The organism is Aeromonas sp. R7-5, assembly GCF_040908015.1.
GTDB lineage: Bacteria > Pseudomonadota > Gammaproteobacteria > Enterobacterales > Aeromonadaceae > Aeromonas > Aeromonas caviae.
In genome coordinates this window covers 289388-315481 of record NZ_JBFOCZ010000026.1, presented here as the reverse complement: position 1 = coordinate 315481, position 26094 = coordinate 289388, and the positions used below count along the sequence as shown (strand labels likewise).

At 64.7% G+C, this 26094-nt stretch carries 21 protein-coding genes and 1 other RNA gene; 11 read left to right on the top strand and 11 right to left on the bottom strand.

What is annotated here, in order from left to right:
* Positions 1–49: 49 nt before the first annotated feature.
* From AB5Y53_RS10050 to AB5Y53_RS10030, 5 genes are all read right to left on the bottom strand, one after another.
* Complete coding sequence (locus tag AB5Y53_RS10050; RefSeq protein WP_368181882.1) at positions 50–1021, bottom strand: hydroxymethylglutaryl-CoA lyase; 972 nt, start codon at positions 1019–1021, stop codon at positions 50–52.
* Positions 1018–2982 carry a biotin carboxylase N-terminal domain-containing protein gene (locus AB5Y53_RS10045; RefSeq protein ID WP_368181880.1) on the bottom strand — a complete coding sequence of 655 codons (1965 nt, stop codon included), beginning with the start codon at positions 2980–2982 and terminating at the stop codon, positions 1018–1020. The genes AB5Y53_RS10050 and AB5Y53_RS10045 overlap by 4 nt, the downstream gene beginning before the upstream one ends.
* A gap of 109 nt (positions 2983–3091) precedes the next feature.
* Positions 3092–3940 carry an enoyl-CoA hydratase-related protein gene (locus AB5Y53_RS10040; protein ID WP_368181879.1) on the bottom strand — a complete coding sequence of 283 codons (849 nt, stop codon included), beginning with the start codon at positions 3938–3940 and terminating at the stop codon, positions 3092–3094.
* A 9-nt stretch (positions 3941–3949) separates the two neighbouring features.
* Complete coding sequence (locus AB5Y53_RS10035; RefSeq protein ID WP_214004863.1) at positions 3950–5566, bottom strand: carboxyl transferase domain-containing protein; 1617 nt, start codon at positions 5564–5566, stop codon at positions 3950–3952.
* On the bottom strand, positions 5563–6711 hold the full coding sequence (locus AB5Y53_RS10030; protein WP_368181878.1) for an isovaleryl-CoA dehydrogenase: 1149 nt from the start codon (positions 6709–6711) through the stop codon (positions 5563–5565). Before AB5Y53_RS10030 ends, AB5Y53_RS10035 begins: the two co-directional genes overlap by 4 nt.
* Before the next feature lie 255 nt (positions 6712–6966).
* Between AB5Y53_RS10030 and AB5Y53_RS10025 the strand changes: the two genes are divergently transcribed.
* From AB5Y53_RS10025 to AB5Y53_RS09980, 10 genes are all read left to right on the top strand, one after another.
* Positions 6967–8478, top strand: a complete 1512-nt coding sequence (locus AB5Y53_RS10025; RefSeq protein WP_368181877.1) for a CoA-acylating methylmalonate-semialdehyde dehydrogenase — start codon at positions 6967–6969, stop codon at positions 8476–8478.
* 81 nt (positions 8479–8559) lie between these two features.
* Positions 8560–9717 (top strand): acyl-CoA dehydrogenase family protein, encoded by a 1158-nt coding sequence (locus tag AB5Y53_RS10020; RefSeq protein WP_368181876.1) that lies wholly within the window; start codon positions 8560–8562, stop codon positions 9715–9717.
* A gap of 118 nt (positions 9718–9835) precedes the next feature.
* A complete protein-coding gene (locus AB5Y53_RS10015; protein ID WP_041215244.1) occupies positions 9836–10627 on the top strand; it encodes an enoyl-CoA hydratase in 792 nt (263 codons plus the stop codon).
* A gap of 78 nt (positions 10628–10705) precedes the next feature.
* A complete protein-coding gene (locus AB5Y53_RS10010) occupies positions 10706–11806 on the top strand; it encodes an enoyl-CoA hydratase/isomerase family protein (RefSeq protein WP_368181875.1) in 1101 nt (366 codons plus the stop codon).
* A gap of 27 nt (positions 11807–11833) precedes the next feature.
* On the top strand, positions 11834–12754 hold the full coding sequence (gene mmsB / locus AB5Y53_RS10005; RefSeq protein WP_368181874.1) for a 3-hydroxyisobutyrate dehydrogenase: 921 nt from the start codon (positions 11834–11836) through the stop codon (positions 12752–12754).
* A gap of 71 nt (positions 12755–12825) precedes the next feature.
* Positions 12826–13587 (top strand): SDR family oxidoreductase, encoded by a 762-nt coding sequence (locus AB5Y53_RS10000; RefSeq protein ID WP_368181872.1) that lies wholly within the window; start codon positions 12826–12828, stop codon positions 13585–13587.
* Between the two features lie 365 nt (positions 13588–13952).
* The gene (gene arcD / locus AB5Y53_RS09995) at positions 13953–15389 is read left to right on the top strand and encodes an arginine-ornithine antiporter (RefSeq protein WP_201957260.1); all 1437 of its coding nucleotides are present in this window, start codon (positions 13953–13955) and stop codon (positions 15387–15389) included.
* Between the two features lie 91 nt (positions 15390–15480).
* Positions 15481–16269 carry a sulfite exporter TauE/SafE family protein gene (locus AB5Y53_RS09990; RefSeq protein ID WP_045524789.1) on the top strand — a complete coding sequence of 263 codons (789 nt, stop codon included), beginning with the start codon at positions 15481–15483 and terminating at the stop codon, positions 16267–16269.
* 102 nt (positions 16270–16371) lie between these two features.
* Positions 16372–16468, top strand: an RNA gene (gene ffs, locus AB5Y53_RS09985) — signal recognition particle sRNA small type.
* 639 nt (positions 16469–17107) lie between these two features.
* The gene (locus tag AB5Y53_RS09980) at positions 17108–18136 is read left to right on the top strand and encodes an MBL fold metallo-hydrolase (protein WP_368181871.1); all 1029 of its coding nucleotides are present in this window, start codon (positions 17108–17110) and stop codon (positions 18134–18136) included.
* 182 nt (positions 18137–18318) lie between these two features.
* Here AB5Y53_RS09980 and yjfF read toward each other — a convergent pair whose 3' ends face one another.
* The 5 genes from yjfF to AB5Y53_RS09955 form a co-directional block, all read right to left on the bottom strand.
* A complete protein-coding gene (gene yjfF / locus AB5Y53_RS09975) occupies positions 18319–19326 on the bottom strand; it encodes a galactofuranose ABC transporter, permease protein YjfF (protein ID WP_010674604.1) in 1008 nt (335 codons plus the stop codon).
* Complete coding sequence (gene ytfT / locus AB5Y53_RS09970) at positions 19319–20338, bottom strand: galactofuranose ABC transporter, ATP-binding protein YtfT (protein ID WP_010674605.1); 1020 nt, start codon at positions 20336–20338, stop codon at positions 19319–19321. Before ytfT ends, yjfF begins: the two co-directional genes overlap by 8 nt.
* Before the next feature lies 1 nt (position 20339).
* Positions 20340–21848 carry a galactofuranose ABC transporter, ATP-binding protein YtfR gene (ytfR, locus tag AB5Y53_RS09965; RefSeq protein ID WP_368181870.1) on the bottom strand — a complete coding sequence of 503 codons (1509 nt, stop codon included), beginning with the start codon at positions 21846–21848 and terminating at the stop codon, positions 20340–20342.
* An 85-nt stretch (positions 21849–21933) separates the two neighbouring features.
* Positions 21934–22893, bottom strand: coding sequence for a galactofuranose ABC transporter, galactofuranose-binding protein YtfQ (ytfQ, locus tag AB5Y53_RS09960; protein WP_010674607.1), 960 nt, complete (start codon positions 22891–22893; stop codon positions 21934–21936).
* 283 nt (positions 22894–23176) lie between these two features.
* On the bottom strand, positions 23177–24130 hold the full coding sequence (locus tag AB5Y53_RS09955; protein WP_323906565.1) for a LysR family transcriptional regulator: 954 nt from the start codon (positions 24128–24130) through the stop codon (positions 23177–23179).
* A 129-nt stretch (positions 24131–24259) separates the two neighbouring features.
* Between AB5Y53_RS09955 and AB5Y53_RS09950 the strand changes: the two genes are divergently transcribed.
* Entirely contained in the window at positions 24260–25111 is an 852-nt protein-coding gene (locus AB5Y53_RS09950) for a type 1 glutamine amidotransferase domain-containing protein (protein ID WP_368181869.1), read from the top strand.
* Positions 25112–25173: 62 nt separating this feature from the next.
* On the opposite strand, the gene AB5Y53_RS09945 is transcribed toward AB5Y53_RS09950, so the two are convergent.
* Positions 25174–26052 carry a LysR family transcriptional regulator gene (locus tag AB5Y53_RS09945; RefSeq protein ID WP_128273174.1) on the bottom strand — a complete coding sequence of 293 codons (879 nt, stop codon included), beginning with the start codon at positions 26050–26052 and terminating at the stop codon, positions 25174–25176.
* Positions 26053–26094: the final 42 nt, after the last annotated feature.

The window sequence follows — 26094 nt, the reverse complement described above, 5'->3', positions numbered from 1 at the left end:
GCCCTCCTGATGAGCTGGCGGGGTCCTGGCACAGCGGCAAGGGCCGGGTTCATGATTCATGATGGCCTCCCGGGGTGCGCTGCTCGCGCTCTTGTGCGAGGCGCCGTCCCCTCCCGTGCAGGGCCTGGCCGACCCGTGAGCCGTTGGGGCGCCCCAGCTGCTCGCTCACCCACTGGCCGGTGGCGGCCAGCTGGTCGAGGTCGACGCCGGTGCTCATGCCAAGGCCGTGCAACAGATAGACCACCTCTTCCGACGCCACATTGCCGGAGGCGCCGGGGGCATAGGGGCAGCCGCCGAGCCCGGCCACCGAGCAGTCGATGGTGCGGATGCCGCGCTCGAGCGCCGGCAGCAGGTTGGCCAGCCCCTGGCCGTAGGTGTCGTGAAAATGAACCGCAAGCCGGCCCGCCGGGATCTCGTGCAGTACCGCATCCAGCATGGGAGCCACGGTGCCCGGGGTGCCGACACCGATGGTGTCGCCGAGGGATATCTCGTGGCAGCCCAGATCCAGCAGCCGCTCGGCCAGGGCGGCGACCCGTTTCGGGCGGGTCGGGCCGTCGAACGGGCAGGCGATGACGGTGGAGAGGTAGCCGCGCACCTTGATGCCGAGGCTGCGCGCCTCCTGCACCAGGGGGGCAAAGCGCACCAGGGACTCCTCCACGCTGATGCCGATGTTGGCCCGGGTGAAGCCGTCCGAGCAGGCTGTGAAGAGGCCTATCTCATCGGCGCGTGCGGCGATGGCGGCCTGCAGACCCTGCAGATTGGGCACCAGGGCGCCATAGCGGGTCGGCCCCCTGCGCGGCAGGGCGTTAAAGAGTGCGGCGGAATCCGCCATCTGCGGCACCTTTTTGGGAGAGACGAAGGCCCCCACCTCGATGCGCTGCAACCCGCTCTCGGCCAGGCGGGCGATGAGCGCCAGCCGCTGCGCCAGGGAGAGGGTCGCAGCTTCATTTTGCAGGCCGTCCCGCGGCCCCATCTCCACCAGGCTGACCTTGTCGTCCCGGTTCTCGTGCGTGTGGCTCATGAGCGCTCCTCCTGCGCGGTATGGTCCTCGGCAAAGCGCACCAGCACGGCGCCCTGGCTCACCTGTTCCCCCTGGCGGCACTGCAGGGCCTCAATCACCCCGTCCCGGTCGGCCTTGAGGACGTGCTCCATCTTCATCGCCTCCAGCACCAGAAGGGGTTGCCCCTTGCTGACCGGCTGGCCGGCCTCGACCTGCAACGCCACCACGATGCCGTGCATGGGGGCCAGGATGCCCGGGACATGGCTCGTGTCGTGATCATGGTGGAGCTGATGATGCTGATCATCGAGCGAGAAGCGGATGCGTCTGCCCGCCAGGTGCAGCAAATAGGCACCCTCGCCGAGGGGCTGCACCGGATAGCGCTGCCAATGTCCACTCTGGCACAGGCGGATCTGATCTGACCCGAGTTCAAACGGGATCTGCTCGCCCTGCCAGAGCAGGGCGCCCCCTCGCTCGGCGAGGGTGAGAGTGCGGGTCTCCTCGCCGATGCGCACCGTGGCGCAAAAGCGGCGGGTGGGGCCTAGCCGAAAGCCTGCGGCCTGCTGCCAGGGGGAGGCATCGCGCTCGCAAGTGGCGAGCCAGAGGGTGGCGAGGGGCCAGGCGAGCGCCGGAACGGGCAGGGTGTCGGTGGGAATGGGCCACTGGGTGTGGTGGCGCATCGCCAGCACCTCTGGCGCTTCGCACAGGCGCTGCAGGAGCGGGCCGTTGTGCACCAGAGGGCCGAGCTCCAGGGCTGCCAGGGCATCGGCCAGGGTGGCAAAGGCTTCGCTGCGGCTCGGTGCGTGGGCGACGAGCTTGGCGATCATGGGGTCGTAATAGGGGCTCACCTCATCGCCGGCGGTGACGCCGGTGTCGATGCGCACCCCCTTGGGCCAGGTGAGCCAGTGGATGGGGCCGCTCGCGGGCAGGAAACCGGCGGCCACGTCCTCGGCGTAGAGGCGCGCCTCCACCGCGTGGCCGCGCAGCACCACCTCATCCTGGGTGAGGGGCAGCGGTTTGCCCTCGGCCACCGCCAGCTGCCAGGCCACCAGATCCTGGCCTGTGATGGCCTCGGTAACCGGGTGCTCCACCTGCAACCGGGTGTTCATCTCCATGAAGAAGAACTCTTCTCCGCATAGCAGAAACTCGATGGTGCCAGCCCCTTGATAGTGGATGGCTTTGGCAGCTGCCACGGCCGCCTCGCCCATGGCACGGCGCAGGGCAGGGGAGATGTCGGGGGCGGGGGCCTCCTCGATCACCTTCTGGTGGCGGCGCTGCAAGGAGCAGTCCCTGTCCCCCAGATAGATGGCGTTGCCAAGGGCATCGGCAAAGACCTGCACCTCCACGTGACGGGCGCGGGGGAGATAGCGCTCCAGCAGCACATGGTCGTCGCCAAAGGCGGCACTCGCCTCCCGCTTGACTGCCGCCAGGGCGTCGTCAAAGTCGGCCAGCTGATCGACCCGGCGCATCCCCTTGCCACCGCCGCCACTGGCCGCCTTGATAAGGAGCGGGAAGCCCACCTGGCTCGCCTGATCGCGCAAAAAGTCGGGGTGCTGATCCTCGCCGTGATAACCGGGCAGCACGGGGACGCCGGCTGCCTGCATCAGCCCCTTGGCCCCCGACTTGTCCCCCATGGCGAGGATGGCGGCGCCGCTTGGGCCGACAAAGCGCACGCCCCGCTGTTCGCAGGCGGTGGCAAAGTCGCTGTTCTCGGAGAGAAAACCGTAGCCCGGGTGGATGGCGTCGGCATTTGCCTCTTTGGCAATCTTGAGCACCTTGCCGGTGTCGAGGTAGCTCTCCCGGGCGGGGGCCGGCCCCAGATGCCAGGCCTCGTCGGCTTCGCGCACGTGCATGGCGCGGGCGTCGGTGTCCGAGTAGAGGGCGATGGTGTGAATGCCGAGGCGCCGTGCCGTCTTGATGATGCGCACGGCGATTTCACCGCGATTGGCGATCAGCAGGCGCTTGATGGGAGTGTGATGGGTCATGCTGCCTCCCTGTTGTTCAAGGCGCACAAGTGCGAAGCGTGTTGATCCACACTCCCGTTATATTGACCACAGTTGGCGATCAGCAGGTGCTTGATGGGGTGGTATTGAGTCATGCTTCGTCCTTGAAACGGGGGCGCCATGTTGGGGGGCGTTTGTCGAAGAAGGCCTGGATCCCCTCCTGGGCCTCGAGGCCGACCCGTACCCGGGCGATGGTCTCGACGGTCTGCTCTTCGTGCTGGTGGCCTGGGCGCCCTTCGAGGGCGGCCAGCAGCCGCTTGGTCTCCTTCATCGCCTGGGGGCCGTTGCGACACAACCGCAGGGCCATGGCGCGTCCCTCCGCCAGCAACTGATCAGGCTGGCTGAGCCTGTGCACCACGTTGAGTCGGCAGGCGGTGATGGCATCAAAAGGCTCTGCGCTCAGCATGTAGCGGCGAGCCTGGCGCATCCCCATGGCGCGCACCACGTAGGGGCTGATCACCGCAGGCACCAGTCCCAGGGTCACCTCGGAGAGGCAGAAGCGGGCATTTTCGCTGGCCAGCACGATGTCGCAGGCGCAGACAAGGCCTAAGGCTCCACCGTAGGCGGCCCCCTGCACCAGGGCCACCGTGGGGAAGGGCAGCTCGTCCAGTGCCTGCATCAGGTGGGCCAGCACACGGGCGTCCTCGCGATTCTTGTCAAAGGCGCGGGGGTCGAACGCCTCCCCTTCCATCTTGCGCATCCACTCGAGATCGGCGCCCGCGCAAAAATGCGGCCCCTCGGCGCGCAGCAGCAGCACGTGGGGGCGGTCGGCGAGGGGCTGGCTGTGGGCCAGCTCGCCGAGGCAGTCGAGCAGCCCCTGCATCAGGTCGGCATCGAGGGCGTTGTGACGGGCCGGGCGGGCGAGCACCAGCTCGATCACCGGGCCGTGGCGCTCCAGGCGAAAATGGGCAAGGGGATCGTTGAAGAGCGGGTCTGACATATGAACTCCTTACATCCGGAAGATGCCGTACTGCCCGGGGCCCGGCTCGGCCCCCTGGCAGGCCGCCAGCGCCAGGGCCAGCACGGTGCGGCTCTGGGCCGGGTCGATGACGCCGTCATCCCACAGGCGAGCACTGGCGTAATAGGGGTGACCCTGGCGCTCGTACTGCGCGATCACCGGGGCGCGAATGGCGGCCGCCTCCGGCTCGCCCAGAGTCTTGCCCTCGGCGGCCAGCTTGTCCCGGCGCACCTGCACCAGCACCCCGGCCGCCTGCTCACCCCCCATGACGGAGATGCGGCTGTTGGGCCAGCTGAAGAGAAAATCCGGTTCATAGGCGCGCCCGCACATGCCGTAGTTGCCGGCACCGAAGCTGCCGCCGACGATCAGGGTGATCTTGGGCACCCGGCTGCAGGCCACGGCGGTCACCAGCTTGGCGCCGTGCTTGGCGATCCCCTCTTTCTCCGCCGTACTCCCCACCATAAAGCCGGTGATGTTTTGCAGAAACAGCAGCGGGATCCCCCGCTGGTTGCAGAGCTGGATGAAGTGGGCTCCCTTCTGGGCGCTGTCGCTGTGCAGCACGCCGTTGTTGGCGAGGATCCCCACCTGCATGCCCTCAATGCGGGAAAAACCCGTCACCAAGGTAGTGCCGAACAACGCCTTGAATTCGTCAAACACAGAGCCATCCACCAGCCGGGCGATCAATTCTCGTGCGTCATAGGGGCGCTTGAGACTGGTGCCCACCAGGCCGTAGAGCTCCTCGATGGGGTAGTGCGGCTCATCATAGGAGGGAGCGGATGGGGCGGGTGACGCCGCCGTCTGGTTGTCCCCCAGGTTGCTTACCAGGGTGCGGGCGATGGCCAGGGCATGGGCATCGTCCCGGGCCATGTGATCCGCCACCCCGGAGTGGACGCAGTGCACCTCGGCGCCGCCCAAGGCTTCTGCGCTGATCTCCTCGCCGGTGGCGGCCTTGACCAGGGGCGGGCCCGCCAGAAAGAGGGTGGCCTGTTCCCTGACCATGATGGATTCATCCGCCATGGCGGGCACGTAGGCGCCCCCGGCGGTACAGAGCCCCATCACCACCGCCAGCTGGGGGATGCTCTGGGCCGACATGCGAGCCTGGTTGTAGAAGATGCGGCCAAAATGCTCCCGGTCGGGGAACACCTCGTCCTGCATCGGCAAAAAGGCGCCGCCGGAATCCACCAGATAGAGGCAGGGGAGGCGCAGCCGCTCGGCGATGGCCTGGGCGCGCAGGTGCTTTTTCACCGTGAGCGGGTAGTAGGTGCCGCCCTTCACGGTGGCGTCATTCACCACCAGCATGCACAGGCGCCCAGAGATCCGGCCGATGCCGGTGATGAGGCCGGCGGCGGGCACCGGTTCGTCATAGACCTGCCAGCCGGCCAGCGCCGACAGTTCGAGAAAGGGGGAGCCCGGGTCCAGCAGCTGGTCGATGCGAGCCCGGGGCAGCAGCTTGCCACGGGCCTGGTGGCGGGCGTTGTTGGCCGCGCCCCCGCCCTGGGCTATCTCCTCCAGGCGGGCATTGAGATCGTCGACCAGTGCCTGCATGGCGGCCCGATTGGCCTCATAGTCGGGGCTCGCGGTGTCGAGACGGGAGTGGATCCTGCTCATGCGCTCTCTCCCATCAGCTCGCGGCCGATGAGCCAGCGGCGGATCTCCGAGGTGCCGGCGCCGATTTCGTAGAGTTTGGCGTCCCGCAGCAGGCGGCCGGTGGGGTATTCGTTGATGTAGCCGTTGCCGCCGAGCAGCTGGATGGCATCGAGGGCCATCTGGGTGGCATTTTCGGCTGCAAACAGGATGGCGGCGGCGCAATCCTTGCGGCTGGTGCGGCCCTGATCGCAGGCGCTCGCCACCGAGTAGACCAGCGCCCGGCTGCTGGCGAGGCGGGTATACATGTCGGCGAGCTTGCCCTGCACCAGCTGGAACTCGCCGATGGCCTGACCGAACTGCTTGCGCTCACGCACATAGGGGAGCACCACGTCCATGCAGGCCTGCATGATGCCAAGGGGCCCGGCCGCCAGCACCACCCGCTCGTAGTCCAGACCGCTCATCAGCACCTTGACCCCGCCGTGCAGGGGGCCCAGCAGGTTCTCCTGCGGCACCCGGCAGTTGTCGAACACCAGCTCGCAGGTACTGGATCCGCGCATGCCGAGCTTGTCGAGCTTCTGGGCGGTGGAAAAACCTGGGGTGCTCGCTTCGACGATAAAGGCGGAAATACCTTTGGACCCGGCGGCGGCATCGGTCTTGGCATAGATGACGAAGGTGTCGGCATCGGGCCCATTGGTGATCCACATCTTGTTGCCGTTGAGCACGAAGTGATCCCCCTCGCGCACTGCGGTGAGGCGCATGCTCACCACGTCGGAGCCGGCGCCCGGCTCGCTCATGGCCAGCGCCCCCACGTGTTTGCCGCTGATCAGATCAGGCAGATATCTCGCCTTCTGATCAGGGGTGCCGTGGCGGTGGATCTGGTTGATGCAGAGATTGGAGTGGGCGCCGTAGGAGAGGCCGACCGAGGCGCTGGCGCGGCTCACCTGCTCCATCACCAGCACATGGGCCAGATAGCCGAGGTTCACCCCGTCATACTCCTCCGCCACCGTGATGCCGTGCAGCCCCAGCTCACCCATGCGGGGCCAGAGATCCCGGGGGAAAGCGTTGCTCTGATCGATCTCGCTGGCGCGCGGTGCGATCACTTTCTGGCAGAAAGCCTCGACCTGTTCGGTCAGGGCCTGGAGGGTTTCATCCATCAGGGCATGCATCCGTGCTCTCCTTGGTGCAGTGGACTGCCGATTCCCCTGCCATCAGGGTGATGACTGGTCAGTCCATTCGTGATTCAAGTTTACGTTAGCGTAAACGTAAATGAGTTGTTAGTCTAAGGTAAATTCGATGGCAGCCCGCCGCAAGGGCTACCCGGGCAGAGGAGCGCAAGGAGTGAACAGGATGTGCAACAGCAACATGGATGTGGCCGGCCTGCAGTGGCCTGCCATCGCCTGCCAACGGGCCAGGAGGGGGGCATGAGCCAGCATCACACCCAGTACGGGGATCTGCCGCTCTACATCGGTGGCGAGGCGTGTCCGTCCGCAAGCGGCGAGTGGATCGAGGTGACCGACCCGGCGGACCAGCATCTGCTGGCGCGGGTGCCGAAAGCTACCTCTGCGGAAATTGAGCTGGCGGTGCGCACCGCTCACGACGCCTATCTGCTGTGGCGAGAAGTGCCGACCTCCGAGCGGGCCCGGGTGATGTTCAACTACCAGCATCTGTTGAAAGTGCATCATGACGAGCTGGCGACCCTGCTGGCCCAGGAAACCGGCAAGAACCTGGCGGATGCCAAGGGGGATGTGTGGCGCGGCATCGAGGTGGTGGAGCAGGCCTGCGGTATTGCCAGCCAGACCCTGGGGGAGACCATGGGCAACGTGGCGCGCAGGGTCGACGGCCACTCCTGGGTGCAGCCCCTCGGGGTCTGCGTCGGCATCACGCCGTTCAACTTTCCGGCCATGATCCCGCTCTGGATGTTCCCGTTGGCGGTGGCCTGCGGCAACGGCTTTGTGCTCAAGCCCTCCGAGCAGGATCCGCTCACCCCCATGCGCCTGGCCGAGCTGTTTACCGAGGCGGGGGCCCCCAGGGGCATTCTGTCGGTGGTGCATGGCGGCGCCGAGCAGGTGGATGCGCTGCTGGCCCATCCCGATGTCAAGGCAGTCAGTTTCGTGGGCTCGGCCCGGGTCGGCGGCCACGTCTATCGCAGTGCCACGTCGCAGCTCAAGCGCGCCCAGTGTTTTGTCGGCGCCAAGAATCACATGGTGATCATGCCGGATGCCAACAAGGCGCAGGTACTCGGCAACCTGGTGGGGGCCGGGGTCGGCGCCGCCGGTCAGCGCTGCATGGCCATCAGCGTGGCGGTGTTCGTGGGGAACGCCCGGGAGTGGATCCCCGAGCTCGCCGCCGAGTTCGCCAAGGTGAAACCCGGCGTCTGGCACGATCCCGAGGCGGCTTATGGCCCCCTTATCAGCCCGGAGGCGAAAGTCAGGGTGGAGGGGCTTATCGAGGCGGGGATTGCCGAGGGAGCCGAGTGCCTCTTGGACGGCCGTTTTTGCGACGTACCCGGCTACCCGGTGGGCAACTGGGTGGGACCGACCCTGTTTCGCGGCGTGACCCCCGAGATGCGCATCTACCGGGAGGAGATCTTCGGGCCTGTGCTGGCCTGCCTCGAGGTGGGGAGCCTGGATGAGGCGCTTGCCCTCATCAACGCCAACCCCTATGGCAACGGCACCTCCCTCTTCACCGGCTGTGGCGCCGCCGCCCGCAAGTTCCGCCACGAGGTGGCGGTGGGCCAGGTGGGGATCAACGTGCCCATCCCGGTGCCGCTGCCGTTCTTCTCCTTCACCGGCTGGCGTGGCTCCTTCTACGGGGATCTGCACGCCTACGGCAAGCAGGCGGTGCGTTTTTACACCGAGACCAAGACGGTCACCGAACGATGGTTCGACGAAGACATTCCCAGCGGCCCCAATATGACCATTCAGCTGCGCTGACGGCAGGGGTTGCCCACTTTGCCCGGGTGCCCCCATTGACAGCAACGGATCGACGGAACAAGTACAAAGGAAGCGAACAAGATGGATTTTACCCTGACCGAATCCCAACGGGCCTGTGTCGAGTCGGCCGGCGCCTTCGCCGATCTGGCGCTCAAACCCCATGCCGCGCGCTGGGACAGGGAGCACGAGTTCCCCATCCCCACCATCAAGCAGGCGGCGGCGCTGGGCCTGTGTGGCCTCTATACCCCGGAGCAGTATGACGGTCTGGGCCTGAGCCGGCTCGATGCCAGCCTCATCTTCGAGCGCCTCGCCATGGGCTGCACCTCCACCACCGCCTATCTCACCATCCACAACATGGTGAGCTGGATGCTGGGCAGCTGGCTGCCTGCCGAGGTGGCCGAGGAGTGGGTACCCAGGCTGGCCAGCGGCGAGCTGCTGGGATCCTACTGCCTCACCGAGCCGGGGGCGGGCTCCGACGCTGCGGCCCTCAAGACCCGCGCCGTGCGCGATGGCGAAGATTACCTCCTCGATGGCAGCAAGGTGTTCATCTCGGGCGCCGGCAGCACAGACGTGCTGGTGGTGATGGCCCGCACCGGTGGCGAGGGGGCCAAGGGGATCTCTGCCTTCATGGTACCAGCCCAGACCCCCGGCGTGAGCTACGGCAAGGCGGAGGAGAAGATGGGCTGGAACAGCCAGCCGACCCGGGAGGTGAACTTCAATGCCGTGCGCATTCCCGCCCGTTACCGGTTGGGGGAGGAGGGGGAAGGGTTCAAGTTCGCCATGCAGGCGCTCGATGGGGGGCGCATCAACATCGCCAGCTGTTCGCTGGGCACCGCCCAGCAGGCCCTGGACGACGCGTTGGAGCACGTGCGCCAGCGTCAGCAATTTGGACACCCGATCAGCGAATTCCAGAGCGTGCAGTTTCGCCTGGCCGACATGGCCACCGAGCTGGCCGCCGCCCGCCTGCTGGTGCGCCAGGCGGCCGCCAAACTCGATGAGGGCAGCCCGGACAAGAGTGCCTGGTGCGCCATGGCCAAGCGTTTTGCCACCGATGTGGGTCACCGCATCTGCGACGACGCCCTGCAACTCTTTGGCGGCTATGGTTATATCCGCGAGTATCCGCTTGAGCGCTATCTGCGCGACACCCGGGTGCACCGCATTCTGGAAGGGACGAATGAAGTGATGCGGCTCATCATCGCCCGCCGCCTGCTGGCCGACCCCGGCCTGTCGCTGGAGTAGCGGGAGGGGCCTGCTCTGAGGACGCAGTCGGCGCGTCCTCAGGCTTTGTGAGCCAGGTGCAGGTTGGCTCCATTCAACCCTGTCATCATGGAGCAGTTTTTTTGACAAGGACAACGCAATGACAAGGATCAGGCTCGAATATCACGGCCACGTGGCCTACATCACCCTCGATCACCCACCCGCCAACACCTGGACGCTCGCCAGCCTGAAAGCCTTCTTGCAGATGATGGTGGAGCTGGATGGTCGCCCCGACGTGGTGGCCCTGGTGATCCGCGGTGCCGGAGAGAAATTCTTCTGCGCCGGCGCCGATCTCAAGATGTTCGCCGACGGCAGCCTGGCGCATGCCCGCGAGGTGGCCGAGGCCTTTGGCCACGCCTTCGAGGCGCTGGCCCGCTTTCACGGGGTCAGCATCGCCGCCATCAACGGCTATGCCATGGGAGGGGGGCTCGAAGTCGCGCTGGCCTGCGACATCCGCATCGCCGAGCAGCAGGCCAAGCTGGGGTTGCCGGAGGCCTCGGTGGGGCTCCTGCCCTGTGCTGGCGGCACCCAGCGCCTCACCGAGCTGGTGGGGCCGGGCTGGGCAAAGCGGATGATCCTCTGCGGCGAGAAGGTGAGCGCCACCCTGGCCTACGAGATGGGGCTGGTGGAGGAGGTGGTGACCGAGGGACACGCCTGGGAGGCGGCGCAGCAGATGGCCCAGCTGGTGGAGCGCCAGAGCCCGAGCGCCCTGCGCGCCTGCAAACAGCTCATCAATCAGGGGCGAAGCACCCACAGGGACGCGGCGCTGCCACTCGAGCGCAGCCTCTTTCTCGCCCTGTTTGACGATGCCAACCAGCGCGAAGGGGTGGCGGCCTTCCTCGAGAAGCGGGCCCCGCGCTGGCGTTACGACCAATCCAGGCCGAAAGAGTGAGGGAGTGAAGGATGAATGAGGTATTGATGGCGACCCGCCATGTCGCAGGGGCAGATACCCGGTCTGCGGGGGCCGACCATGAGTGAGCCCGTGCGCATCGAGACCCGCCCCACGGCGGATGGCCGCCACATCGGCATGCTGACTCTGGACAGCCCCGCCTCCCTCAACGCCCTGAGCCTTGAGATGATCCAGTTGTTGCAGGGGGCGTTGACCCGCTGGGAGCAGGATCCGGCCATCGTCTGCGTGCTGCTGCAGGGGGCCGGCGAGAAGGCATTCTGCGCCGGTGGTGACATCCGCTCCTTTTATTACCGCAAGCAGGAGGCGAACCACTCTGAGTTGTTCGGCTATGCCCGCGACTTCTTCCTGCAGGAGTACCGGCTCGATCATCACATCCACTGCTACGGCAAGCCCCTTGTCTGCGTGGCGGACGGCATCTGCATGGGGGGCGGCATAGGCCTCTTTGCCGGGGCCGCTTTTCGGGTGGTGACGGAGAAGAGTCTGTTCGCCATGCCGGAGGTGACCATAGGCCTCTATCCGGACGTGGGGGCCAGCTGGTTTTTGAGCCGGATGCCGGGGCGGCTCGGACTCTGGCTTGGCCTCACCGGTGCCCGCTTCAACGGGGCGGATGCCATCGGCCTGGGGCTCGCGGATCATGCCATGGGGAGCCGCGAGCGGGTGGAACTGCCGGTGCGCCTCGCCGCCCTCGACTGGTCCGCAGGCGACCCCTGCGAGCAGATCGAGGCGCTGCTCACCGATTTGCAGGAGGCCCCTGGTCAGGCATTACCGCCTCCCGTACTGCTGCCCCACCAAGCCCGCATCGATGCGCTGTTGGCTGGCCGCTCCCTGCAAGGGGTGCTGGCACGCCTCGAGGCCGCCGGGCTGGACGAACCGGCGCTGGTTCAGGGGCGGGAGACCTGCCTTCGCGGCAGCCCCATCAGCCGCGCCATTCTCTGGCGCCAGTTCTGGCAGGCACGGCGCCAGTCCCTGGCCGAGGTGTTTGCCGACGAGCTAGCCCTCTCGGTCAATTGCGTGCTCAGAGGGGACTTCGTGGAAGGGGTACGGGCCCTGCTCATCGACAAGGACAAATCACCCCGCTGGCAGGCCCCGCAGAAGGGGGAGGCCTGGCTGGATGCCTTCTATCGCTGGCCCGAGGGTGACAACCTCTTGCGCCCCCGCTGACGTGCGATCACACACAAGGAGCACACCATGACAAGGATTGGGTTTATCGGGCTTGGCAACATGGGGGGCCCCATGGCCGCCAACCTGGCCAGGGCGGGGCACACGGTGCAGGTGTTTGATCTGGTGCCCGAGAGCCTGACCCGCGCCATCGAGGCCGGCTGCCTCGCCACCGGCAATGCCCGGGAAGCGGTGAGCGGTTGCGAGCTGGTCATCAGCATGCTGCCGGCGGGCGAGCACGTGCGCAGCCTCTGGCTGGGGGAGAGTGCCGGTGAGCGGGGTGGCCAGGATCTGCTGGCGGCCCTGTCGCCCGGTGCCCTGGTCATCGACTGCTCCACCATAGACGTGGCCTCGGCCCGTCAGGTGGGGGCGGCGGCGAAGGCGCGCGGCATCCGTTTTCTCGATGCCCCCGTTTCGGGGGGCGTGGCTGGCGCGGCGGCGGGCACGCTCACCTTCATCGTCGGCGGCGAACAAGCGGATTTTGAAGCGGCCAGACCCGTGCTCGCCTGCATGGGGCAGAACCTGTTTCACGCCGGTGCCCTCGGCGCCGGCCAGATCGCCAAGATGTGCAACAACATGCTGCTCGCCATCCACATGGCCGGCACCGCCGAGGCGCTGGCGCTCGGGGTCAAGGAGGGGCTGGATCCCGCCGTGCTATCCACCATCATGGGCAAGAGTTCGGGCAACAACTGGAGCCTTGAGCGCTACAACCCCTGGCCCGGGGTGATGGAGAACGTGCCGGCGTCGCGTGGCTATCAGGGGGGCTTCATGACCCGGCTGATGGTCAAGGATTTGGGGCTCGCCATGGCGTTGGCGGAACATGCCCACAGCGCCGTGCCCATGGGGGCCCTGGCCCGCAACCTCTTCAACCTGCACGCGAGCCTGGGCCAGGAGAACAAGGATTTCTCCAGTATCCTCGAGCTTTATCGGGACAAAACTGCGCCGGGTTAAGGGCCGTTATCTACCTATTTACCCGATAGTCTTTGACTCGACAGTCACCGGCCATCTCACCAGGAGCATTTATGGATATCACACGGAAAGTCATCGCCATCACGGGGGCGGGCAGGGGGCTCGGGCGCGCCATCGCCCTGAGTCTGGCGGAGCAAGGGGCGCAACTTGCGCTCATCGACGTCAACCGCACCGATCTGGAGGTGACCGAGGCGGAGGTGCGCAGCCGTGACGGCCGCTGCGCCCTGTTCGTCTGCAACGTGGCAAGCGAGCCGGAGGTCGAGGCGACCTTTGCCGCCATCAAGGGACAGTTCGGTGCCCTGCACGGCCTCGTCAACTGTGCCGGCATCCTGCGCGACGGCATGCTGATCAAGGTGAAGGAGGGGGGGCTGACGGAGAAGATGAGCCTGGCCCAGTGGCAGAGCGTCATCGACGTCAACCTCACCGGCACCTTCCTGTGCGGGCGCGAGGGGGCGGCGCTGATGGCCACCGGCGGGGAGGGCGGCGTCATCATCAACATCTCCTCCATCGCCCGCGCCGGCAACATCGGCCAGAGCAACTATGCCGCCAGCAAGGCGGGGGTGGCCTCTCTGGTGGTCACCTGGGGGAAGGAGCTGGCTCGCCACGGCATCCGGGTGATGGGCATCGCCCCCGGCGTCTTTGCCACCGACATGACGGCGGCGATGAAACCCGAAGCCATGGCCCGCATGCAGCAGGCCATCCCGGTGGGCACCCTGGGGCAGGCGGCGCAGCTGGCCCAGACGGTGCAGTTCATCCTTGCCAACGACTATCTGTCGGGGCGGATGATCGAGCTGGACGGCGGCTTGAGGCTCTAGTCCCCCCTGCACATACCCTCTCTGACGCCCCTCCTGCAGGGGCGTTTTTGCAGGAGACAGGCCCCAGCGCAAGGGTGCATAGCCATGCAGGTCCGCTTTTTGAAAAGCGGGGCGACATCATGAAAAGTCGTGAAATATCAACGGGTCTTTCTTAATTTGAACCAGCTCACAGGCACCCCGGGTCAGTGCTGTAAAATTGCGCGCGGTCAAGGCGGCTCATGATTGACGGCAAGAGGGATTGCGGCCGGAATAGTCATGCAATATAGTTGCCGCCTTTTTCACGGGGTACGGATTTTTAGCCCCTCCCATGTCGCGCGCTGTATGAATACGGATGCTCAGCCGCCGCCTAATAAAACAGGTTTGAGATGGACAAGAAACTGGGGCTGGGTGCCCTCATTTCGCTGGTGATCGGCTCCATGGTCGGTGCCGGGGTTTTCAGTCTGCCGCAAAACATCGCAGCGCACGCCAGTGCCGGGGCCGTCGCCCTGGGATGGGCCATCACGGGGATCGGCATGATCTGCCTCGCCCTGGTCTACCAGAATCTCTCCATGCGTCGACCGGATCTCGATGGCGGCATCTTCAGCTACGCCAAGGCAGGGTTCGGGGATTTCGTCGGCTTCAACGCCGCCTGGGGTTACTGGCTGTGCCAGCTGCTGGCCAACGTCTCCTACGCCATCGTGGTGTTCAGTGCGCTGAGCTACTTCTTCGACACGCCGGACAATGTCATCTTCGGTGACGGCAACACCCCGGTCGCCATCACGCTCGCTTCCCTGCTCATCTGGTCGGTGCATGCCCTGGTGCTGCGCGGCATCCAGGTGGCGGCGCTGGTGAACATCGTCACCACCATCGCCAAGATGGTGCCCCTCATCGTCTTCTGTGTAGCCATCCTGCTCGCTTTCAACATGGAGACCTTCACCCTGGATCTCTGGGGGCAGGGGAGTCCCGAGCTCGGCTCCGTGATGGATCAGGTCAAGTCCACCATGAAGGTGACCCTCTGGGTCTTCATCGGCATCGAGGGGGCCGTGGTGGTCTCCGCCCGTGCCCGCCATCGCAAGGACGTGGGCCGCGCCACCGTGCTGGCGCTGCTCGGCGCCCTGGCGCTCTACGTCATGGTGACCCTGTTCTCCCTGGGGGTCATGAACCAGCCGCAACTGGCGGCCCTCAAGAACCCCTCCACCGCCATGATCCTGGAAGCCGTGGTCGGCCCCTGGGGCGCCTGGCTCATCAACATCGGCCTGGTGATCTCGGTGATGGGGGCCCTGCTGAGCTGGACCGTGCTGGCGGCGGAAGTGCCCTACATAGCTGGCAAGACCGGGGTCTTCCCGGCCTGGTTCGCCAAGGAGAACAAGAACGGTTCCCCCAAGGTGTCGCTCTGGTGCTCCACCTGCCTGGTGCAGACCTTCCTCATCATCATCTACTTCCAGAACAGCACCTACCTGGCGCTGGTGAACATCGCCACCTCGGCGGCCCTGGTGCCCTATGTCTTCTCCGGTGCTTACGGTCTCAAGCTGGCGTTGAAAGGGGAGACCTACGCGGACCAGCCCCATCAGCGCAAGCGCGACCTGCTGCTGGCCCTGGTGGCCACCGTCTATGGCTGCTGGCTGGTCTATGCCGCCGGAGTGGAGTACCTCTTGCTGGTGGCGCTGCTCTACAGCCCGGGGATCTTCATCTACTGGAAGGCGCGCCAGCACCACGGCCTGCGCAGCCTCAACCGGCTGGAGCAGGGGATGACGGCAGCCCTGCTCGGTTGCGCCGTGCTGGCGTTCTACAAGGTGATGGACGGTACCATTCCCCTGCATTAATCGGCACAATAAAGAGATGGCAAGATGCCATCTCTTTTTTATGGATAATGTCGGTCAAGTTGACCGCTGTTTCGTTATTGAAGGAATGTTTATGCTGTTTGTGGGCTATCTGGTGTTGGGCGCCTTCGCGGGCATGCTGGCCGGGCTGTTCGGTATCGGCGGCGGACTCATCATCGTCCCCGTGCTGGTCCTGAGTTTTCACGCACAGGGCGTGGCGCCGGAGATCATCACCCATCTGGCCCTCGGCACCTCGCTGCCCACCATGATCTTCACCGGTTTCAGCTCCCTGCGTGCGCACCAGGAGGCCGGGGCGGTGGACTGGGGAATGATACGGCGCCTGGGCGCCGGCATGCTGGTCGGTGCTTGGCTCGGAGGCATGACCGCCAACCTGCTCAGCGCCAGCACCCTCAACATCATCATCGGCTGCTTCGCCTGGACCATGGCCCTGCAGATGGGGCTCAATCTGAGGCCAAAAGCGGAGCGACACATGCCGGGCCCTCTTGGTACCGGGATCGCCGGCACCGTCATCGGCTGGATGTCGGCCTTGTTCGGCATCGGTGGCGGCTCGCTGACCGTGCCTTACCTCACCTGGAATTCGGTGCCCATGCGCAACGCCGTGGCCGCCTCCGCCGCCTGCAGCATGCCCATCGCCCTGGCAGGCAGCCTCAGCTACCTCTATGCCGGTTGGGGAGACGTCGATCTGCCCGAGTGGAGCGTCGGATTCATCTATCTGCCGGCCCTGCTTGGCATCGTGCTCACCAGCACCCAGTTTGCCCGTCTGGGCGCCAGACTGGCACACAGAATGTCACCCCGGCGGCTCAAGCAGGCCTTTGCCCTGCTCATGTTGCTGGTGGGTGCCAAATTCATGCTCTTTAGCTGAACCCTTGGCCAGATTGTTGAAAAATAAGGCGAACGGCTCGCACAGCGGTAGAAAGCCGTTGCATTGAGGGGCCAGTTTGCCTATTCTCCTCGCCGGTGGTCCTATTGGTCCTCTCGCATTGATAACCCGTCGACCTGGTCAGGACCGGAAGGTAGCAGCCAAGGCGGGGGACTCGAGTGCCGGGATGTGGCTGGTAGGGCCACCACCTGTTTCTGCTATTCAACAAGTTACAGCTAATACCCCCCTTCAGACCTCTTGGTAATCCACTTCATGTGGATGAATCAGGAGTCTTCAAAGTGAATTGTCAGCTCTCTTCACATGCTATTTGCTCTACCGCAAGGTGAGCCTGTGCCCTATGGGCGTTCATCAGGCTTCAGACCGCGCCTGGCTCAAACTTCCTCTTGATCTTCAGCACTGTCCCCTTGAGATCATGCTTTCCCTCAGTCACCTCCCGTGGCCTCTATGGCCCAGCCATCTTCTGACTTTCAGCACTGCAAGCTCTTGCAATACGCCATCCGGCGCCTCCTTTTGTTGGCGTCGGCAGAGCAGGTTAGGCCATGCGCTTGATGCGACACCATGCCGGGGCCACGCGGCAACGCGAACCCCTCTGGTGGCGGGAGCCCGGGCAGGCTATCTTGCCGTTACTGGAGATGTAGGGAATCGGTTTCATACCGTGCGGCTCTCCCGTTCTGTTTTATGGAAGGTGCGGCCCCGTGCAGGGGCTGCTCCCGACTCACCAGAGACCAGGCTGACAGGCGTGGCATGAATGCAGACCCCGTCAGCCTCTTTTTGCGCCCCTGAGGGGCGCCGTTTTCTGTGGTTGCTCAAAGGAGCCCTGATGATTGGCATGATCGCATCTCTACTCAAACCGGGCCTGCCCGAACACCCTTACTCCTCGCAGTATCAGGGAGGCCGGTTCAACAATGCCGTGACACCCCATGGGCGAAGTCTGTGGGAAGGGGCCAGGCTCTGGTGGGACTTTCTGTTCGCCAAGCCTGAGGGCACGGTGCCGGATCGCGCCATTCCGGTACAGGTCATAACCCGGGAGGGGCTCATCGCGGCGCCGGACAACAGCGTGTGGCGCCTCGGCCACTCCACTCTGCTGCTCAAGTTGCAGGGCACGTTCTGGCTGACGGATCCCGTGTTCAGCGAGCGGGCCTCACCGGTGCAGTGGTTTGGCCCCAAGCGCTGGCATCAGCCGCCCATCACCCTGGAAGCGCTGCCCCCCATCGAGGGGGTGATCCTCTCCCATGATCACTACGACCATCTCGATCACGGGGCCATACTGGCGCTGCAGGAGAAGGTCGGCCACTTCATCACGCCCCTCGGGGTGGGGGCGCGCCTCATGGCCTGGGGGATTGCGAAGGAGAAGATCCGCGAACTGGACTGGTGGCAGCAGACCCGGGTGGGCGGTGTCACCCTGGTAGCGACCCCGGCCCAGCATTTCTCCGGCCGTGGCCTCGGGGACGGCAACCAGACCCTCTGGGCCTCCTGGGTCATTCGCGGCGAGGGGGTCAACCTCTTCTTCAGCGGTGACAGCGGCTACTTCGACGGTTTCAAGGAGATTGGCAGGCGCTACGGTCCGTTCGACGTGACCTTCCTCGAGACCGGGGCCTACGACAAGCGCTGGGAGCTGGTGCACATGCTCCCGGCGCAGACGGCGCAGGCGTTTCACGATCTTGGGGGGAAATGGCTCTATCCGGTGCACAACGGCACCTTCGATTTGGCCATGCACCGCTGGAACGATCCGCTTGAGCAGATTGCCCGCCTGGCTGCGGAGCAACAGATCCCCCTGACCACGCCTGTCATGGGGGAGCCTCTGGATGTGCTGAACCCCCATGAGAGCAGCGCCTGGTGGTGCGATTGACCTGAGTGCCCTCCAAGGACGGTATCACCCCTCAAAGGGGCGTGCGGGAGGCTGGGGGCGGGCCCTGTGAGGGCCCCCGCTGCCTCCCCATCCTCTGTGCCGGACCCGCGACGACCAGGCGGGGAGGGCGCACGGGAGCGCCTTGCCGCGTTATCTTCTGCCACCAGAGTCTTGCTGATACCTCACTCGGGCTGGGCGGCAACCTGGCGCTTGAAGGGACCTGGCTTGTTGGCCTTGCGGTGTTCCGAAACCAGGATCAGCAGGCGCTGCAGGGCGATGAAGCTGAACAGCAGCAGGCCGATGATGATCTTGGTCCACCAGGAGCTGAGGGTGCCGTCGAAGTTGATGTAGGTCTGGATCAACCCCTGGATCAGCACCCCGAACAGGGAACCGAAGACGGTGCCCACCCCGCCGCTCAGCAGAGTGCCGCCGATGACCACGGCGGCGATGGCATCGAGCTCCACCCCGACGGCGGCGAGCGGATAGCCCGCCGAGGTATAGAGCGCGAACACGATGCCTGCCAGGGTCGCCAGGGTGGTGGAGAGCAGGTAGATGCGAATGGTGGTGTGGCGCACCGAGATCCCCATCAGGGCCGCTGAGGTGGCGTTACCGCCGATGGCGTAAACATTGTTGCCAAAGCGGGTGCGGTTGGCGAGCAGGATGCCGAAGACCACCACCGCCAGCATGATGAGGGCCAGCAGGCTCAGGCGACCGCCACCCGGTATCTTCCACGACAGGCTCGACAGGTAGGTGAAGGTGGGGTGATCGATGGGCAGGGACTGCTCGGAGATGAGAAAACTGGCCCCCCGCAGGAAGAACATGCCCGCCAGGGTGATGATGAAGGCGGGGATCTTCAGGGTGTCGATGAGCCAGCCCATGAGGGCGCCAAAGCCTGCCCCGAGCACCAGCACCAGAGGGATGGCCAGCACGGGGCTGACCCCCAGCTTCCCGATGAGCGTTGCCAGCAGCACGCCGGTGAAGGCGATGACGGCCCCCACCGACAGATCGATGCCCCCCGAGAGGATGACGAAGGTCATGCCCACCGCCACTATTCCCAGAAACGCGTTGTCCGTCAGGATGTTGCAGATGATGCGGGTGGACATGAAGGCTGGGAAGGAGGCCAGGCAGAGCAGATAGCCCAGCACGAAGACCATGATGGTCACCATCAGGGGGAGGTTGCGTTTAAACATGGCGAGTCCCTCGCTGGAAGAGGTGGTTGAGGGCCGGTGACTGCATGACCAGCACCGCCAGCACCACCAGGGCTTTGACGATCTGGTTCCACTGGGGCTGGTAGCCGGAGAGCAGGATCCCGGTGTTCACCCCCTGGATGATCAGTATGCCGATCAGGGAGAGGGCGAGGTTGAAGCGCCCCCCCATCAGGGAGGTGCCTCCTATCACCACCGCCAGAATGGCGTCCATCTCGAGCCAGAGCCCGGCGTTGTTGGCATCGGCACCCCGGATGTCGGCGGCGACTATCATGCCGGCGACGGCGGCCATCATGCCGCTCAGCAGGTAGGTGGCGATCACCACCATGGGGGTGTTGAGCCCGGCGTTCTTGGCGGCCTTGATGTTGATCCCCACCGCTTCGATGAAGAGGCCGAGGGCGGTGCGCTTGGTCAGCAGCCAGAGCAGCAGCGCCATGCCCAGGGTGATGATGACCGGGGTGGGCAGATAGAAGAGGGAGCCGCTGCCGATCCAGGCGAGGGCGTCGTTGTTGAAGGTGATGATCTGCCCCTCGGTGATGAGCTGGGCGATGCCCCGGCCCGCTACCATGAGGATCAGGGTGGCGACGATGGGCTGGATCTTGAACACCGCCACCAGCAGGCCGTTCCACAGGCCACACAGAAGGCCCACCCCGATGACGGCGGCGAAGATGACCGGCAGGCTGTGACCGCCGGTGGCCAGGCTGGCCATGGTGGCCCCGCTGATGGCCATGACGGCGCCCACCGACAGGTCGATGCCGCCGGTGGCGATCACCAGCGTCATGCCGAGGGAGAGCAGGGCCACCGGGGCACAGCGGTTGAGGATGTCGATGAGGCTGCCAAACAGCCGCCCATCCTGGATGTGGATGGCGAAGAAGTTGTCGGCGACCAGGGCATTGATGAGCAGCACGCACACCAGGGCGGCGCACTGGGCCGAGCCCGTGGGCCACTCCCTGCGGGCGCGCGACCCCTTGGCGAGGGGGAGAATGGATGACGTCATATCAGGCCTCACATGCAATGGCGTTCATGATGGCAGGGACGCTCAGGGCGTCCGTTGCAAGCTCTGCCACCTGTTTTCTGTCACGAAGGACGATCACCCGATCGGCATAACCCACCAGCTCCTCGAGCTCGGAGGAGATGACCAGCAGGGCCAGCCCGTTGGCGCAGAGGGATTCGATGAGGCGGATGATCTCGGCGTGGGCCCCCACGTCGATGCCCCGGGTAGGCTCGTCCAGGATCAGGAACTGGGGTTTGGTGAGCAGCCAGCGGGCGAGCAACACCTTTTGCTGGTTGCCCCCGGAGAGAAACTGGATGGGCTGCTCCGGTCCCGGGGTCTTGATGGCCAACTGCTCGATGAGGCGGGCGGTGATCTCGTCCTGTTCCTTGCGAGACAGGGGATGCAACCAGCCCCGCTGGGCTTGCAGGGCCAGCACCATGTTCTCCCGCACCGAGGCCGAGGCGATGATGCCGGCGCTCTTGCGATCCTCCGGGCAGAAACCAAAGCCGTTAGTGGCCGCCTGGCGTGCAGAGCGGATGGTCACCGATTTGTCCCGCACCCGGCACTCGCCGCTGTCGCTCGGCACTATGCCGAACATCAGCTCGGCGGTCTCGGTACGACCGGACCCGAGCAGGCCGGCGAGGCCCACTATCTCCCCGGGCATGACGTCGAGACTGAAGGGGGCGATGACTCCCCGCTTGCCATAGTCCCTGAACGACACCATGGGCTGGTTGCTGCGCAGTGTCTTGCCCGCCCGCTTGAGGGCATTGTCGTCCAGCTCGCGTCCCAGCATCATCTTGACCAGCTCCAGTTGTGGCAGTGCCTGGGTGTCGCGGGTGCCGACCAGCTCGCCGTTGCGCAGCACTGTGATGCGATCGCTGATGGCGTAGACCTGATCGAGAAAATGGGTGATGAAGATGAGGCTCACCCCCTGATCCCGCAGGCGTGTCATCAGGGAGAAGAGCATCTGGACTTCGCTGGCATCCAGGCTCGCGGTGGGCTCGTCCAGGATCAGGATCCTGGCGGAGAGTGACACCGCCCGGGCGATGGCCACGATCTGCTGCATGGCGACCGAGTAGTGGTCGAGGGGCAGGGTGACATCCATCTCGAAGCCGTGGCTGGCCATGATGGCGCTGGCCTGCCGGGTCATGGCGCCCCGGTCGATGAAGCCGAAACGGCGTGGCTCGTGGCCGATGAAGAGGTTGTCCGCCACCGACATGTTCGGCAGCAGGTTGACCTCCTGATAGACGGTGCCTATCCCCAGACGCTGGGCATGGGCGGTGTCCGTCGGGGAGATGGGGGCGCCGTCGAGTTCGATACGGCCGGCGTCTCGCTGATAGACACCGGTGAGGGTCTTGATCAACGTGGACTTGCCGGCCCCGTTCTCGCCGAGCAGCGCCATGATCTCTCCCCGGCGCAGGGAGAAGTCCACCTGATGCAGGGCTCGTACTCCGGGAAACGCCTTGCATATTCCGCGGGCATTCAATACGACATCGTGAGTGTTCTCTGACATGAACATTGGCTCTCCGATATAGCGCGCCATACAAGTTCAATCACTTATATGGCGCGCTATGTGACAGTCTGGCGGGGGAGCGGGATTAATAACCCATGTCTTTTTTCAGCTCGAGCTGCGCCTCGGCACTCCCGGGCTCAAACAGTTTGGACTCCGTCTTGATATGTTTGGGGGGCAGGGTGCCATCTTTCTTATAGGCCAGCAGGGCATCGAAGGCCGGTCCCGCCATATTCGGCGTGAGCTCCACCGAGGCATTGGCTTCGCCTGCGATCATCGCCTTGAAAATATCCGGCACGCCATCGATGGAGATGATCTTGATATCCTTGCCCGGTTTCAGCCCAGCCTCTTTAATGGCCTGGATGGCGCCGATGGCCATGTCATCGTTATGGGCGTAGACGGCACAAATATTCTTGCCGCTATTTTCCGCCTTGATGAAGCTCTCCATCACTTCCTTGCCTTTGCTGCGGGTGAAATCGCCGGACTGGGTGCGGATGATCTTGATGGTGGGCACGGCCGAGACGGTGTCGAGGAAGCCCTTCTTGCGATCCAGCGCCACGCTGGCACCCACCGTGCCCTGCAATTCAACCACGTTGCACGGTTTGCCATCCTGCTGCTTGATGAGCCACTGGGCGGCCACTTCCCCTTCGTGGACGCTGTCGGCGGCGACCCCGGTCATGAAGAGACCGTCATCTTTTACCGTGATATTGCGATCCAGCAGGAAGACCGGGATCTCGGCCTCTTTCGCCTCCTGCAATACCGGCTCCCAGCCAGTCTGTACCACGGGGGCAATAAAGATGGCATCCACCCCCTGGGCAATAAAGGAGCGAATGGCCTTGATCTGGTTCTCCTGTTTCTGCTGGGCATCGGCAATTTTCAGGATGATGCCGCGTTTTTGGGCTTCGCTCTTGGCGACCGATGTTTCTGCAGCTCGCCACCCGGATTCAGAACCAATTTGCGAGAAGCCCACGGTCATCTCTGCAGAATATGCAGTGGCCGAGAGAATAAGGGTGCTGATAATGCTCGCCAGTTTCACTTTTTTATACATATGACACTCCTTTGTGATGCATGGTGAAATAAACCGGAACACGTCAGGTTTTTATTGTACGGGTCAAGGTTATAGGCTCTTGAATTAAACGGCGGGAGGTGGCTCACAGAAAATTTTCAGCAGCACGATGCTTCATACAAACAGCAGAAGAGTTCATATATCGAGCCCTGCCTGCATTGTTTTTTATGCATATTTATTTAATTAGGCAACCATTGTGTCCAGAGTGCCACCTGCTTTTTGCCCCCGTTATCGGGGGCGCAGGCACGCAGATGAGGGGCCCTCGTCAACGAAGAGGGGGATATTCCCCTGGCACAGGCGACCCCTCTGGGTGCACCGCTGCCAGCAGGTAATCCACGAAGGCCCGGACCCGGGCCGAGAGGTGACGGTGCTGGGGATAGAGGGCGTAGAAGGGGCGGGATCGCCCCGCAAAGGGGGTCATCACCTCGATCAGCTTGCCTTGCAACAGCGCCTCGGCCGCCACGAAATGGTAGATCTGGAACAGACCGCCCCCAGCCACCGCCCAGCCCAGGCCCGCCAGCACATCGTCAAGCACCCGCTGTCTGCTCTGAACATGAAGGTCGACAGGGTCCCCCTGCTCGTTCACGAACTGCCAGGGGAAGGGGCGACCCGTGCTCGGGGTGATGAACTGGATCAGCTCGTGTTGCGACAGCATCTCCAGGGAGGTTGGCGCGGGGCGGCGGGCGGCATAATCGGGGGCGCAGAAGACCCCGAGGCTGGCATCCTCCAGCTTGCGGGCGATGATCCGCCCATCGCGCGGCTCCCCCAGCCGGATGGCCAGATCGTAACCATCCTCCACGAAGTCGATGTTCCTGTTGGAGACATTGAGCTCCAGCTCAACCTCGGGATAGGCGGCCATGAAGCCTGGCAGCAGGGGCACCAGGCGGTGATGGGCATAGACGGTGCCCACGCTGATGCGCAGCACTCCTCTGGGGTGGCGCTGGCGACCGGTGATGGCCCGCTCGGCCTCAGCGATCTGCTCGAGCGCTTGTTGGCACTGTTCCCGATAGAGCTCCCCGTCATGGGTGAGGCGCACGCTGCGGGTGGTGCGATGGAAGAGTTTGACGCCGAGCCTGGCCTCGAGACGCTGGATGGAGCGGCTCACCGAGGCGGGCGTTACCCCCAGTACCTGAGCCGTAGCGGTAAAGCTGCCAAGTTCGGCTGCCTTGCAAAAGAGCTCTATGGTGCCGAGCTGGACGGGGTCGAAGGCACGGGACATATGTTCATCCATGTAAATAATCAAATTCAATAGTGTGAGTTTATTCGTCCATGGGTAATCAGTAAATTGCTCATCGAGGGCGGCCCGGTGGCCGCCCGATCGATCACTGCCATCAAAAGGAAGATCACGATGAAGAACACTCTCAAGGCCGTGCTGGCCTCACTGCTGCTGGCGACCTCCGCTGCGGCCAGCGCCGCCACGAAAGGCGAGATCCTGGTGCTGCTCTCGAGCGAGACCGAACTGCCGCTGCAAGGGGGCAAGAGCCTGACCACCGGCTTCTACCAGAATGAACTGGGGGTGCCTGCCGCGGCCCTGCTGGAGGCCGGTTATACCCTGACCCCGGTGACCCCGAGAGGGAACCGGCCCGTTGTCGACAAACACTCCGTCGATCCCCAGTACTTTGGTGGCAACCCGCAGGAGATGGTGCGCATCGGCGCCGTCGTGGAGGGGCTGCTTGGCGCCGGCAAGGTGCTCTCTCTGAGGGAGGTGCTGGCATCCGGTCCCGAGCGCTATGCCGGCCTCTTCATTCCCGGTGGCCATGCGCCCCTCATCGATCTTGCCAAGGATCCCGAGGTGGGGACCCTGCTTCGCCACTTCCATGACAACCACAAACCCACGGCCGCCATCTGCCACGGCCCCATCGCGCTGCTGGCGGCGCAGGCGGATCCGGCCGGGTTCGAGCAGTCGGTCATTGCAGGCAAGGCAGACGGCGCCAGAGAGTGGATCTACGACGGTTACAGGATGACCATCTTCTCCGACAAGGAAGAGGCGGTGTTTGAAGGCTCCCTTGGGGGTGACAAGCTGCGCTACTACCCGGCGAAGGCCATGGCCCAGGCCGGCGGCAGCATGCAGTTCGTGGCACCCTGGCAGCCTGGCGTTGTGATCGATCGCGAGCTCATCACAGGCCAGAATCCCTTCTCCGACCACGCTCTGGCGAGCGCCTTCATCGCGGCGCTGGACAAACAGCAAGGGGCAGACTGACGCCAGGAGAGGCGCAAGTTCCCCCCTTGATCAGTGCAGGCAGCCCCCGTGGGCTGCCTTTTTCATGCCCCTGCCTTGGCGAGAAACGCCTTCATGGCGGGGGTGACACTGTGTTTTCGGGTGATGAAGGCGATGGTGCCTGCGCTCGCATCGCTCAAGGGATGGCAGGGCAATTTGAAAAGCTGCTGGGCGGTGGCGGCGATGCCGGCGCTGACCACGGCGCAGCCCAGGCCGTGGCTCACCCCGTTGACCAGGTGGAACAGGGAGTCTGTCTCCAGCACCACCCGCAGGCTGATCTGCTGGCGGGCGGCGGCCTCGTCCAGGTAGCGGCGAAACTGCATGGTGGTGCTTGGCAGGATCAGGGGGAGATCTTGCAGGTCCGCCAGGGTCAGCGGCCCGGTCGAGGCGCAGTGGGCAGGCAGGGGGCCCAGCAGGGCCATGGGGTTGGGGTGGCGAAGCTGGACGTCGAGGGCCCGGCGCTGATGCTCGGTGAGCAACTCGTCAAAGCCGAGCCCGATGTCGATGCGATGCAGATCCAGCTGCTCCATCAGGGTGGCATGGGTCATCACGCAGAGGTGCAGGCCCACCTTGGGGTAGGCGTCATTGAACCCCTTGAGCAGCGGCATGATGTCGATGCTCGACTGGGGCACGACGCCGATGCGCAGCGCGCCCGACAGCCCGCCCCGAAAGAGGCTGAGCTCCTGGCGCATGGCATCCTGTTCCTGAAGCATCCGCTCGGCGTGGTGCAGCACCACTTCCCCCGCCTGGGTCAGGGCTACGAACTGGCTGTTGCGCACCACCAGTTCGGTGCCAAGTGACTTCTCCAGAGCGGTGATGCTGGCCGACAGGGTCGGCTGGGTGATGAAGCAAGCCTTGGCCGCCTTGGCGAAGTGACGGTGCTGGGCCAGCTCGTAGAAATAGTGCAACTGCTTGATATTCATCGTGGTAATGGCAGCAGGCAAAGGCAATGAGCGACAAATTTA

What these genes read in the sequence shown, in the direction of transcription:
- AB5Y53_RS10050 (WP_368181882.1), bottom strand. Translation starts at nt 1,021, where the DNA reads ATGAGCCACACGCACGAGAACCGGGACGACAAGGTCAGCCTGGTGGAG.
- AB5Y53_RS10045 (WP_368181880.1), bottom strand. Translation starts at nt 2,982, where the DNA reads ATGACCCATCACACTCCCATCAAGCGCCTGCTGATCGCCAATCGCGGT.
- AB5Y53_RS10040 (WP_368181879.1), bottom strand. Translation starts at nt 3,940, where the DNA reads ATGTCAGACCCGCTCTTCAACGATCCCCTTGCCCATTTTCGCCTGGAG.
- AB5Y53_RS10035 (WP_214004863.1), bottom strand. Translation starts at nt 5,566, where the DNA reads ATGAGCAGGATCCACTCCCGTCTCGACACCGCGAGCCCCGACTATGAG.
- AB5Y53_RS10030 (WP_368181878.1), bottom strand. Translation starts at nt 6,711, where the DNA reads ATGCATGCCCTGATGGATGAAACCCTCCAGGCCCTGACCGAACAGGTC.
- AB5Y53_RS10025 (WP_368181877.1), top strand. Translation starts at nt 6,967, where the DNA reads ATGAGCCAGCATCACACCCAGTACGGGGATCTGCCGCTCTACATCGGT.
- AB5Y53_RS10020 (WP_368181876.1), top strand. Translation starts at nt 8,560, where the DNA reads ATGGATTTTACCCTGACCGAATCCCAACGGGCCTGTGTCGAGTCGGCC.
- AB5Y53_RS10015 (WP_041215244.1), top strand. Translation starts at nt 9,836, where the DNA reads ATGACAAGGATCAGGCTCGAATATCACGGCCACGTGGCCTACATCACC.
- AB5Y53_RS10010 (WP_368181875.1), top strand. Translation starts at nt 10,706, where the DNA reads ATGAGTGAGCCCGTGCGCATCGAGACCCGCCCCACGGCGGATGGCCGC.
- mmsB (WP_368181874.1), top strand. Translation starts at nt 11,834, where the DNA reads ATGACAAGGATTGGGTTTATCGGGCTTGGCAACATGGGGGGCCCCATG.
- AB5Y53_RS10000 (WP_368181872.1), top strand. Translation starts at nt 12,826, where the DNA reads ATGGATATCACACGGAAAGTCATCGCCATCACGGGGGCGGGCAGGGGG.
- arcD (WP_201957260.1), top strand. Translation starts at nt 13,953, where the DNA reads ATGGACAAGAAACTGGGGCTGGGTGCCCTCATTTCGCTGGTGATCGGC.
- AB5Y53_RS09990 (WP_045524789.1), top strand. Translation starts at nt 15,481, where the DNA reads ATGCTGTTTGTGGGCTATCTGGTGTTGGGCGCCTTCGCGGGCATGCTG.
- AB5Y53_RS09980 (WP_368181871.1), top strand. Translation starts at nt 17,108, where the DNA reads ATGATTGGCATGATCGCATCTCTACTCAAACCGGGCCTGCCCGAACAC.
- yjfF (WP_010674604.1), bottom strand. Translation starts at nt 19,326, where the DNA reads ATGTTTAAACGCAACCTCCCCCTGATGGTGACCATCATGGTCTTCGTG.
- ytfT (WP_010674605.1), bottom strand. Translation starts at nt 20,338, where the DNA reads ATGACGTCATCCATTCTCCCCCTCGCCAAGGGGTCGCGCGCCCGCAGG.
- ytfR (WP_368181870.1), bottom strand. Translation starts at nt 21,848, where the DNA reads ATGTCAGAGAACACTCACGATGTCGTATTGAATGCCCGCGGAATATGC.
- ytfQ (WP_010674607.1), bottom strand. Translation starts at nt 22,893, where the DNA reads ATGTATAAAAAAGTGAAACTGGCGAGCATTATCAGCACCCTTATTCTC.
- AB5Y53_RS09955 (WP_323906565.1), bottom strand. Translation starts at nt 24,130, where the DNA reads ATGTCCCGTGCCTTCGACCCCGTCCAGCTCGGCACCATAGAGCTCTTT.
- AB5Y53_RS09950 (WP_368181869.1), top strand. Translation starts at nt 24,260, where the DNA reads ATGAAGAACACTCTCAAGGCCGTGCTGGCCTCACTGCTGCTGGCGACC.
- AB5Y53_RS09945 (WP_128273174.1), bottom strand. Translation starts at nt 26,052, where the DNA reads ATGAATATCAAGCAGTTGCACTATTTCTACGAGCTGGCCCAGCACCGT.